Origin of the sequence: Kitasatospora sp. NPDC057738 (genome assembly GCF_042798815.1) — a bacterium.
In the GTDB taxonomy this organism is placed as follows: Bacteria; Actinomycetota; Actinomycetes; order Streptomycetales; family Streptomycetaceae; genus Kitasatospora; species Kitasatospora lactacystinica.
Genome location: NZ_JBHVJT010000139.1, coordinates 1 through 10,261 on the forward strand (window position 1 = coordinate 1; position 10,261 = coordinate 10,261).

10 protein-coding genes are annotated in these 10,261 nt (G+C 75.6%); 8 read left to right on the top strand and 2 right to left on the bottom strand.

The features are described from left to right. Window positions 1-652: 652 nt before the first annotated feature. Window positions 653-1,660 (bottom strand): ATP-binding protein, encoded by a 1,008-nt coding sequence (locus ACFVGO_RS38660; protein ID WP_359902011.1) that lies wholly within the window; start codon window positions 1,658-1,660, stop codon window positions 653-655. A gap of 216 nt (window positions 1,661-1,876) precedes the next feature. On the opposite strand from ACFVGO_RS38660, the gene ACFVGO_RS38665 reads away from it, so the two are divergent. Next, window positions 1,877-2,767 carry an oxidoreductase gene (locus tag ACFVGO_RS38665; protein ID WP_359902014.1) on the top strand — a complete coding sequence of 297 codons (891 nt, stop codon included), beginning with the start codon at window positions 1,877-1,879 and terminating at the stop codon, window positions 2,765-2,767. A 377-nt stretch (window positions 2,768-3,144) separates the two neighbouring features. On the opposite strand, the gene ACFVGO_RS38670 is transcribed toward ACFVGO_RS38665, so the two are convergent. Continuing rightward, window positions 3,145-3,963 (bottom strand): HAD-IB family hydrolase, encoded by an 819-nt coding sequence (locus ACFVGO_RS38670; protein WP_359902135.1) that lies wholly within the window; start codon window positions 3,961-3,963, stop codon window positions 3,145-3,147. Between the two features lie 809 nt (window positions 3,964-4,772). On the opposite strand from ACFVGO_RS38670, the gene ssd reads away from it, so the two are divergent. The 7 genes from ssd (at window position 4,773) to ACFVGO_RS38705 (ending at window position 10,140) form a co-directional block, all read left to right on the top strand. Then, on the top strand, window positions 4,773-5,897 hold the full coding sequence (gene ssd / locus ACFVGO_RS38675; RefSeq protein WP_380636852.1) for a septum site-determining protein Ssd: 1,125 nt from the start codon (window positions 4,773-4,775) through the stop codon (window positions 5,895-5,897). After that, window positions 5,897-7,234, top strand: a complete 1,338-nt coding sequence (locus ACFVGO_RS38680) for a TadA family conjugal transfer-associated ATPase (protein ID WP_359902020.1) — start codon at window positions 5,897-5,899, stop codon at window positions 7,232-7,234. Before ssd ends, ACFVGO_RS38680 begins: the two co-directional genes overlap by 1 nt. 11 nt (window positions 7,235-7,245) lie before the next feature. After that, window positions 7,246-7,377, top strand: a complete 132-nt coding sequence (locus ACFVGO_RS38685) for a hypothetical protein (RefSeq protein ID WP_380352463.1) — start codon at window positions 7,246-7,248, stop codon at window positions 7,375-7,377. Between the two features lie 5 nt (window positions 7,378-7,382). Continuing rightward, entirely contained in the window at window positions 7,383-8,408 is a 1,026-nt protein-coding gene (locus tag ACFVGO_RS38690) for a type II secretion system F family protein (protein WP_380352461.1), read from the top strand. Beyond that, window positions 8,408-9,181, top strand: a complete 774-nt coding sequence (locus ACFVGO_RS38695; protein WP_380636854.1) for a type II secretion protein F — start codon at window positions 8,408-8,410, stop codon at window positions 9,179-9,181. Before ACFVGO_RS38690 ends, ACFVGO_RS38695 begins: the two co-directional genes overlap by 1 nt. 52 nt (window positions 9,182-9,233) lie before the next feature. Then, window positions 9,234-9,506 carry a DUF4244 domain-containing protein gene (locus ACFVGO_RS38700; RefSeq protein ID WP_380352458.1) on the top strand — a complete coding sequence of 91 codons (273 nt, stop codon included), beginning with the start codon at window positions 9,234-9,236 and terminating at the stop codon, window positions 9,504-9,506. 271 nt (window positions 9,507-9,777) lie between these two features. Beyond that, window positions 9,778-10,140 carry a TadE family type IV pilus minor pilin gene (locus ACFVGO_RS38705; protein ID WP_380636856.1) on the top strand — a complete coding sequence of 121 codons (363 nt, stop codon included), beginning with the start codon at window positions 9,778-9,780 and terminating at the stop codon, window positions 10,138-10,140. Window positions 10,141-10,261 lie beyond the last annotated feature (121 nt).

Consider the following 10,261-nt stretch of genomic DNA (forward strand, 5'->3'; position numbering starts at 1 on the left):
CGCCGGTGGCGAGCGCGATGCCGAGGGAGAACGGCACGGCGATGAGGAAGACCACGAGGGACGCGAAGAGGTCCTGGGCCCACCGGATCCGGGGGGCCGGGCCCGGTGGCGCGTGGTCGGTGGTGTCGGAGGCGATGGGGGCGCTGGAGATGTCGAGGGTCATTGTCTTCCCGTCTGTCCGGGGGAGCGAACGCAGTCAGGTCCGGCGGTGAGTCCGGGGTGGGGCTCCGGGGCGGATCGGCTGTCGTGGGTCGCGACGGTGTGGCGGGATGGCGTGGGCGCGGCGGGGGAGTGCGGGTGTCACCGGCCGGCGTTGACCATCAGGCACGCCAGGGCTCCGGGCGAGGTGCGGGACGTCTCACCGGGGGCCGCCGGGCGAACCATCAAGACTCGGTAAACCGAGGGTAATGAAAGCTTTGCACAGCGTGGTTCCGGGAGGGAAGCGGAAAACCCTCTGGTTCACCCCAATGGGTGGTGGCCGAACGGTCGGGAATCTGCTGGTGGCAGGTGTCGTGGCACCGGCCGGCCGCGGACCGGCGACGGGAGCGGGGCCGGGGTCGGGAGCGGTCCCGGAGCGGGAGCACGCACGGCGAACGGGCCGCGGCCTCCCGGGGTGGGGAGGCCGCGGCCCGTCCGGCTGCGGTGGTGCGGGTCAGGCGTGGGCGCCCGCCGGGGCCGCGCGCCCGCCGTCGTCCGCGAACCCGCCGAGGACGAACTCCTCGTCCACCTGTGTCGCGAGGTCGATGCCGACCTTGGAGTTGGCCCAACTCTCCGCGTTGCGGCGGTGGAAGAGCACCGCCTGCTCGGTGTAGCGGCGCGCGTCCCGCCGCCCGTACGCCGCGTCGGCCTCGAACCGCAGCTCCTCCAGCACGGCCCGGTTGGCCGGCTCCAGGGACTTCAGCGGCGGTTCGGCGCCCTGCTCCAGACGGCGCACCCAGTCCGACTGCCCGAAGGTGGTGAGCAGGTCGGCGCCGACCTCGCGGCGCAGGAAGGCCAGGTCGTCCGGGCCCTGCACCTTGTTGCCGACCACTCGCAGCTGCACGCCGAAGTCGCGGGCGTAGTCCCGGTACTGGCGGTAGACGGAGACGCCCTTGCGGGTCGGCTCGGCGACCAGGAAGGTCAGGTCGAAGCGGGTGAACAGGCCGGAGGCGAAGGAGTCCGAGCCCGCGGTCATGTCGGTCACCAGGTACTCGCCGGGGCCGTCCAGCAGGTGGTTGAGCAGCAGCTCCACCGCGCCGACCTTGGAGTGGTAGCAGGCCACCCCGAGGTCCTCCTCGGTGAACGCGCCGGTCGCCAGCAGTCGTACCGAGCCCTCGTCCAGCGCGATCGGGCGGGCGCAGGAGGCGTAGACCGGGTTCTCCTCGACGATCCGCAGCAGCCGCGAACCGCGGCCGGGCGGCGTGGTTTTGATCATCTCGTCGGAGGAGCGGATCAGCGGGTTGCTGCCGCGCAGGTACTCCTTGATCTCCGGCAGGTGTCCGCCCAGCGGGGGCAGTTCGGCGGCCTGATCGTCGGTCAGCCCCAGGGCGGGGCCCAGGTGCTGGTTGATGTCGGCGTCCACGGCGACGACCGGCCGGCCCATGGCCGCCAGGTGGCGGATGAACAGCGCGGACAGCGTGGTCTTCCCGCTGCCGCCCTTGCCGACGAAGGCGATCTTCATCTGGGGACTCCGGCTCTCGCTCAGGGCCCTCGCTGCGGGCCGCCTGCCCGGGGTGCGCGCGCCGCGACCCCTAGTTGGAAATCGTTATCGTCTCCGATAGTGGCCATGCTAGCCGGGGTTTGGGTTCCGCCGCGGGCGGGAAGTGAGGATTGCCTCTAATGGGTGATGCGGGGTTGCTGTTCCGGGAGGGGCGGCCCGTTCATTACTCTCGGGTAGGTGAGCACTGGAACTGATCCCCTCGCCCCGCTGGCCCAGCTCCCCGGGGTGCCCGACGCGGTGGCCGAGGTGCGCAAGGCCGTCGACCGCCTCTACGGCCACCGGGTGATGCGCCGCCGGGCGGCCGAGGTCACCTCCGAATCCGCGCTGCGCGGCGCCCGCGCGTCGGCGGCCCTGGCCGGGGCCGACTGGCCGCTGGAGGAGGTCCGCCGCCGCAGCGACTTCGGCGCGGACCCCGAAGCCCGGACGGTCGGCGCGGCCCTGCGGATCGCCGCCGAGGCCGGCCAGCTGCTCAGCATCTGGCGGCACTCGCCGCTCCAGGTGCTGGCCCGGCTGCACCTGCTCGCGGCGGGCGACGGCGATCCGGCGGCCGGGCGCCCGCGACGGGCCGGCGAGGGCGCCGAGGAGCTGTTCCCGCTGGCGCTGGAGCCGGTGGAGAGCGTCGAGGTCGACGCCGTGGACGGGCCGCTGCCCGTGCTGCCGCCCGCCCCGGGCGCGGAGGAGGTCGCGGCCCGGCTCGACCAGCTCTCCCGGCTGCTGGTGGCGCGCGCGGAGGGCCAGGGGGTGGGCACGCCGGCCCTCGTCGTGGCCTCGGTGGTGCACGGTGAGCTGCTCGCGCTGCGGCCGTTCGGCACCCACAACGGGGTGATCGCGCGGGCCGCCCAGCGGATCGTGCTGATCGCCGAGGGGCTCGACCCGAAGTCGATCTGTCCGACCGAGGTCGGCCTGGCGGAGCTCGGCACCGCCGCCCACCGCCGGGCCCTGGCCGGCTACCTGGCGGGCACCCCCGAGGGGATGGCGGCCTGGATCGCGCACTGCGGCCGGGCGTTGCGGCTCGGCGTCCGGGAGAGCACGGCGGTCTGCGAGGCGATGCAGCGCGGGATGGTCTGAGCGGTCGGACCGGGGAGGCGCGCGCTCCGCGAGGGGGCGCGAAGACACGGATGCGGCGGCACCTGATCCTGCCGGGTGCCGCCGCTGGTGCAGATACCGGGTGACCATGCATGCACCGGAAGTGCCGATCAGACGGGGATCCTGCCCGTTCGTCTGGTCCGGCGGCCCGACAGCGGGTCGGCTGCATGTGGGTGCCCGGATATCTGTACGTGCGGTCCGTGGGGCCTGAACTGCGTTGTCGGTTTGACCTCTTAGGTCCTGACCGGGTCTCGCGGGCCGTGCTTCATTTGTATCGCGTTTCGGGCGAAAGGGGAACCCGAAACGAGAAGTCTGTCCCGGTTGACCGTTTTGTCCAAGGGGTGCCGGGCGGCACGGCCTCAGGCGGCGGGGCGCCGCCGGCGGGCCAGGTACCAGATCACCCCGGCGGTCACCGCGGCCGTCCCGACCGCCACGGCGGTCAGCACCGAGCCGCTCGGGGCGGAGAACTCGGGCAGCCGGCGCCGCAGTTCCACCGGCTTGTCGAAGACCAGCACCGGCCACTCCCGCGCCTGCGCCTCCTTCCGCAGCGCCCGGTCGGGGTTGACCGCCGACGGGTGGCCGACCGCCTCCAGCAGGGGCAGGTCGGTGGAGGAGTCGCTGTAGGCGTAGGACGCGGCCAGGTCGTAGCCCTCGGTGGCGGCCAACTCCCGGATGGCGGCGGCCTTGTTCTCGGCGTAGGCGTAGTACTCGATCTCGCCCGTGTAGCAGCCGTCCTCGACCTTGAGCCGGGTGGCGATGACGTGGTCCGCGCCGAGCAGCCGGCCGATCGGCTCGACCACCTCGGAGCCGGAGCTGCTGACGATCACCACGTCCCGGCCGGCCGCGTGGTGCTGCTCGATCAGCGAGGCCGCCTCGTCGTAGATGATCGGGTCGATCAGGTTGTGCAGCGTCTCGGCGACGATCTCGCGGACCTGCTGGACGTTCCAGCCCCGGGTGAGCGCGGAGAGGTACTCGCGCATCTTCTCCATCTGGTCGTGGTCCGCGCCGCCGACCAGGAAGACGAACTGGGCGTACGCACTGCGCAGGACGGCCCGACGGTTGATCAGGCCGCCCTGGTAGAAGGGGCGGCTGAAGGCCAGTGCGCTGGACTTGGCGATGATGGTCTTGTCGAGGTCGAAGAAGGCCGCCGTGCGCAGCCCGCCGGGTCGAGGGCGCACGGGCGGGCGGAGTTCTCCGGGCCCGGTGGTGTCGCCCTGGGACTCGTCGGCGTACTCGTCGGCGTTCTCGGTGGTGTCCACGGGAACCGAGGATAGAGGGAGCCGCAAAACACCCCGCCATTCGGCGTACTCGTGGGCGTGCGGGTTTGTGTTTCTGGCCGCTCGGGTACACCATGGAAGTCACGGATCGTTCGCGACCGTGCTAACCCGGTCCGGCTCCTCCCCCCCGAGCCGGGCTGTGGATAGACGACCCCCGCTCTCCCCCCCGGCGGGGGTCGTCGCACGTCCGGGGCCATTTTCAGGGCTTGAACGCCCCTCGCGGCGCGTTCGCCGCCGTCGTGCCGACGGCTTGCAGGGGGTGTCGTCACCTCGGCCCGCCGATCGACTTTCGTCACTCTGCGTTGCCATTTGCTCAGGTTCGTCGGAGATCGAACGGCTGGTTCCGATCGGTGCCGCGGGCCCGCTCGGAAGCGGTGTCGGGAAGGTGTCGAGCACTCGTCGGGAGTGCCTTCGAACGGGATGCGGGGGGTCGCCGGTTCATCTCGGTGACCCCCTTTCGTCAATTCTTCACCGATTAGCCCCCCGCCCGGGTGAACGTTTTCCTCCACAGTCCACGAGTTATCCACAGGCAATCGGAACTCGGATGACGGAATCCGGAACTCCCCCCACCGTGATGTCCGGCGGCGGTCGCCGGACAGGGCCTCACCCCTTCCATCCCCAGAGGATCTGTCGGGCGGCCGTCCGCCGGAACCGTCCGACGTGCGCCGCCGACCCCCCCCCGGTGGCCGGCGGCGCGGAGGGGAGAATCCATGTCGACGCCGATCGCCGACCACATCACCGCCGAGGGCCCCGCGGTCGCCGGACCGCTCGTCGTCACCGAGGACGACGGCCTGGCCGAGCACCTGCTGCGGATCTGCGCGGCGGCGGGCACCGAGCCGAGGCTGGTCCGGGGCGCGCCGCCGACGCGGGAGCTCTGGGAAGGGGCCTCGCTGGTCCTGGTCGGGGACGACCAGGCCGTCCGCTGCTCCGGGCTGGGGCGGCGCGGCGGGGTGCTGCTGCTCGGGCTGGACCTGGACGACCCCGGGGTGTGGGTCAGAGCCGTCCAACTCGGGGCCGAGCACGTGCTGTTCCTGCCCGATGCCGAGGCCTGGCTGCTCGACCGGATCGCCGACGCGGCCGAGGGCGTCGGCTGCCCGGCGGTCACCGTCGCGGTGCTCGGCGGGTCCGGCGGGGCCGGAGCCTCGACCCTGGCCTGCGCGCTGGCGGTCACGGCCGCGCGGGCGGGCCGGCGGACGATGCTGCTGGACGGCGATCCGCTGGGCGGGGGCCTGGACATCCTGCTCGGCGGCGAGCGGGTCAGCGGGCTGCGCTGGCCCGATCTGGCCGGCTCCCGCGGGCGGGTCAGCGGGGCCGAGCTGGCCCGGGCACTGCCGGCGCTCGAACGGCTCTCCGCGCTGTCCTGCCTGTCCTGGGACCGCGGCGACACCCTGACGGTGCCGCCGGAGGCCATGCGCAGCGTGCTGGCCGCCTCCAGACGGCGCGGCGGGCTGGTGGTGGTCGACGTGCCCCGCCACCTCGACGCGGCCGCCGGACAGGCGCTGGAGCAGTCCGACCTGGCGCTGCTGGTGGTGTCGGCCGAGCTGCGCGCGGTGGCCGCCGCCGACCGGGTCGCGGCGGCGGCCCGGATGAGGCTCGGGGACGTCCGGGCCGTGGTGCGCCCGGCACGGGCCGGCGGGCTCCCGGCCCGGCAGATCATCCGCGGGCTGCGGTTGCCGCTGGCGGGAGAGCTGGAGCCGGAGCCGGGCCTGGCCCAGGACGTCGTGAAGGGCGTCCCGCCCGGGAGCCGGGAGAGCGGCCCGCTCGCCCGCTTCTGCGCGAGCTTCCTGAACGAGGTGCTGCCGCCGGTGCCGGCGGTCGGGGGAGGTGTGTACTGATGGTCCGTCTGCGCAGAACGGTCCTCCGGACCGGCTCGCCCGAACCGGGCGGCGGTGCGCGGGAGCACCGGCCGCTGCGGAGCGTGCCGCCGCCCGGCGGGCCGCCCGGGCCCGCGCACGAGCCCTGCCCGTACGGCCGGACGGCCCGCGAGCAGCGCACGGCGGCCCTGGTGGACGCGGTCCGGCTGCGGCTGGCCGAGTCGGGGGCCGCCCCGACGGCCGGCTCGGTCGCCGCCGCGCTGCGGGCCACCCGCCCGCCGCTCGGCGGGGACGAGGTCCTGGACACCGTGCGCTCGCTGCGCGCCGAACTGGTGGGTGCGGGCCCGCTGGACCGGCTGCTGGCGGCGCCCGACGTCACGGACGTCCTGGTGAACGGTCCGGAGGAGGTGTGGGTCGACCGTGGCGGCGGCCTGCAGCGAGCCGACGGAGTCCGCTTCGCCGACGCCGCGGCGGTGCGGCGGCTGGCCCACCGGCTGGCCACCGCGGCCGGCCGGAGGCTGGACGACGCCCGCCCGTGGGTGGACGCCCGACTGCCGGACGGCACCCGGCTGCACGCCGTGCTGCCGCCGATCGCGGCCGGCTGCACGCACATCTCGCTGCGGGTCTGCCGCCCCCGGCCCTTCACGCTCGACGAGTTGGTGGCGGGCGGGTCACTGCCACCGGAAGGCGCGCAGCTGCTGGCGGGCATCGTGCGGGCCAGGCTGTCGCTGCTGGTGTCCGGTGGGACGGGCTCCGGGAAGACCACGCTCCTGTCGGCCCTGCTCGGCCTCGTCGGGCCGGACGAGCGGATCGTGGTCGCCGAGGACTCCGCCGAGCTGCAGCCGGCCCACCCGCACGTGGTCCGCCTGCAGAGCCGGCCGCCCAACCAGGAGGGACTCGGCGAGTTCACCCTGCGGGACCTCGTTCGCCAGGCGCTGCGGATGCGCCCGGACCGGCTGGTGATCGGCGAGGTCCGCGGCGCCGAGGTGTCGGACCTGCTGGCCGCGCTGAACACCGGGCACGAGGGCGGCTGCGGCACGGTCCACGCCAACACTGCGGCGGACGTGCCGGTCCGACTGGAGGCCCTGGGCTCGCTCGCCGGTCTCGACCGGCCGGCGCTGCACAGCCAACTGCGGGCCGCGCTCGACGTGGTGGTGCACCTGGTCCGCGACCCGGGCTCGGGGCGGCGCCGGGTGGCGGAGATCCACACGCTGACCGGAGCCGGTGACGGGTCGGCCGTGACCATGCCCGCGGTGGCCTTCCCGGCGTCCGGCGGCCTGCGTCCCGGTGCGGGCTGGGAGCGGCTGATCGGACTGCTGGCGGCACGCGGGGTGTCGCTCGGGTCGGGGCGGCCGTGATCGTGGTGACGGTGGCCGGGTCGGCTAGCGCGGACGCGCGGGCGGTGGAACTCGTCTTCGCCCTGCTGCTGAGCGGGTGCGCCGTGGGCGCCCTGCTGCTGCTCGGCGGTGCGGGGAGCAAGGACCGAGGAGGGCGGAGGTGAACAATGTGACGCAGATTCAGCCAGCCTTCTGCTGGGCCGCGGTGCTGTGCCTGGTGGCCGTCGCGGCGTGGCGTGCGGTGCAGGAGCAGTTGCCGGGCGGGCGGCGCTCCAGGCTGGTGCTGGCGGGCAGCGGGCCGCCGGTGCTGGGCGTGGGCCCGGAGACGGCGGTGCGGGCCCGGGGTCGGCTGCCGGGGTTCCTGGCACCCGAACTGCTGCTCCTGCCGGCGGGACTGGCCGCCGGGCAGGCCACCGCCTCGCCGGTGCCGGTGCTCGCGGCGGCCCTGGCCGTCCTGCCGCTGCGCAGATGGCGGTCGCGCAGACGCCTGGCGGCGGAGGCCCGACACCGGTCCGCGGCCGTCGTGGAGCTCTGCGCCGGCCTGGCGGGGGAGTTGCGCGGCGGGGCGACGCCGGAGCAGGCGCTGCACCTGGTGACCGCGCGTCTCGCCGCCGACCCGGCGGGGCTGCGCGGGCTCGGCGAGGAGCCGGTGGCCCGGCTGGCTGCGGGCCGCTACGGCGGGGACGTGCCCGCCGCGCTGCACCTGCTGGCCGAACTGCCGGGCGGCAGTGGGGCCGCGGCCATCGCGGCCTGCTGGCGGGTGGCCGCCGACAGCGGGTCGGGGCTCGCCGCCGCGCTGGACCGGGTCGCCGAGGCGCTGCGCGGTGAGCGGGCGCTGGCGGAGGAGATCGCCGGGGAACTGGCCGGGCCGCGCGCGACGATCGCCGTCCTGGCCGCGCTGCCGGGCATCGGGCTGCTCCTCGGCGCGGCGCTCGGGGCGCACCCGTTGGAGGTCCTGCTGCATACCCCGGCCGGGCTGGGCTGCCTCGTGGCGGGGGCGGTCCTGGAGGGCCTGGGGGTGCTCTGGACGGCACGCATCGTCCGGGCGGCGGCCCACGGAGCGCTGGAGGCTTCTCCGGTGCGGCGCGAGCGAATCCGAGCCTCCGGCCGTACGGTGCCCGGCCCTCGGGCGAGCGGGCGGGTCTGCGGGCTGTCGCGGGTGCGCGCACGGGCGCTCGGGGCGGTGGTGAGGTGATGCGGGGCATCGAGTGGGTCGCACTCGCCCTTCCGGTGGGCGCGGCGGCCCTGGGGTGGGCGCCGGTGCGCGGCCGGGTGAGGCGCCGACGGGTGCTCGCCCGGGCCCGGGCCGGAAAGGGGACGGCAAGGCGAACCGGGCTGACGGCCAAGGACGTTGGGCGCCGACGCCGGGCGGTGGCAGCGGCCGTCGCCGGGCTCGCGGCAGCGGTGCTGCTCGGTGGTGGCACCGGACTGGCCGTCGGGGTGCTGCTGGCGGTGGGCGTTCACCGGTGGTCGGCCCGGGCACGGTCGCCGGTCGACCGCCGGGAGGCCCGTGACGAGGAACTGCTGACCAGGCAACTCCCGCTGAGCGCCGAGCTGTTGGCGGCCTGCCTCGGGTCGGCGGCGCTGCCCTCGGACGCCGTGTCGGCGGTGGGCCGGAGTGTGGGCGCGCCGCTGGGTCCCCGGCTGGTGGCGATCGGGGCCGAACTGGCCCTGGGCGCGCCGCCGGAGCTGTGCTGGAGCCGACTGGGCGAGCAGCACCCGCCGCTGGCGTCGCTGGCGCGCTGCCTGGAGCGCAGCAGCCTCGGTGGCGTCCCCGCCGCGGGCCCGCTGATCGGGCTGGCCCAGGGGCAGCGCACGGCGGCTGCCCGCGCGGCCCACGCCCGGGTCCGCCGGGCGGCGGTGCTCGCCACCGCGCCGCTGGGGCTCTGCTTCCTCCCGGCCTTCGTCCTGATCGGCGTGGTGCCGGTGGTCGTCGGCCTCACCAGCCGCTTCGCGCAGGCGATGTGAACAAGAGCCGGATGCACGGACATCGACGGACAACGAACGACAGGAGGATCTCATGACCGCAGTGATCGCGATCGGGACCGGTACCGGGCGGTCGCTCCGCCCGCTGACCGGGGCGTGGCGGCGGAGGAGCCGTCGGGCAGCCTGCCGGGTGCGCAGGGTGGCCCGGCTCCGGGGCCGCTCGGACGCCGGGATGACCACGGCCGAGTACGCCGTCGGAACGCTGGGCGCGTGCGCCCTCGCGGCCGGGTTGTACAAGGTGGTGACCAGCGAGGCCATCACGGGCGCGTTGACCGACATGCTGGTGCGGGCGCTCCATGCCACCTAGGGCGGGCCGTCGAACTCCTGCCGGTCGGCCGGCCGGGGCCGGGAGCCCCCGGGGCGCAGGCGCACCCCGCGGCGTGGTCGTCGGCCGCCGACGGTCCCCGGCCCGGCGGCCGGGAGGCGCTCCCGCCACCGCCGCGCGCGGCACGCTCCTCGACGCCGCCCCGCCCGCGCTCCCGGTGGGCGGCAGGCAGCTGAAGACGGCTTCTGGCCGGGCCGGGGAGCGCGGCGCCGGCCGGGCACGGCCGCTGCGGCCGCGCGGCGACGCGGGCTTCGTGACCGCGGAGACGGCGGTGGCGCTGCCGGCGCTCGTCCTGCTCGCGGCGATGCTGATCTGGGGAGTGCTCGCGGCGGCCACGCAGATCCGCTGCGTGGACGCCGCCCGGGTCGGTGCCAGGGCGGCCGCACGCGGGGAGACGGACGCCGCCGAACTCGCCCGCGCGGCGGCACCGGCGGGCGCGCAGGTCCGGGTGGTCTTGGCGGCCGACACGGTGCGGGTCGAGGTGGAGGCGCCGTGCGCGGGGCCGGGAAGGCTCGGCGGGCTGCTCGCCGTCCGGCTCACTGCGGCGGCCGTGGCGGCGCGGGAGGACGTCCTGGTGGCGGTCACGGCGGGAGGTGGTGGTCCATGGCCGTCCTGACCGGGCTGCGGGAGACGGCGGAGCGGGTGGCGCGCGCCCGTGCGGCCCGAGCCGTCGCGGCGGGCGGGCGAGGGCCGGACGCCGGCTCGGCGACGGTCTGGCTGCTCGCCCTGGCGATGCT

Coding starts and splice junctions, on each gene's coding strand:
- ACFVGO_RS38660 (WP_359902011.1), bottom strand. CDS start 1,660: ATGAAGATCGCCTTCGTCGGCAAGGGCGGCAGCGGGAAGACCACGCTG.
- ssd (WP_380636852.1), top strand. CDS start 4,773: ATGTCGACGCCGATCGCCGACCACATCACCGCCGAGGGCCCCGCGGTC.
- ACFVGO_RS38680 (WP_359902020.1), top strand. CDS start 5,897: ATGGTCCGTCTGCGCAGAACGGTCCTCCGGACCGGCTCGCCCGAACCG.
- ACFVGO_RS38695 (WP_380636854.1), top strand. CDS start 8,408: ATGCGGGGCATCGAGTGGGTCGCACTCGCCCTTCCGGTGGGCGCGGCG.
- ACFVGO_RS38700 (WP_380352458.1), top strand. CDS start 9,234: ATGACCGCAGTGATCGCGATCGGGACCGGTACCGGGCGGTCGCTCCGC.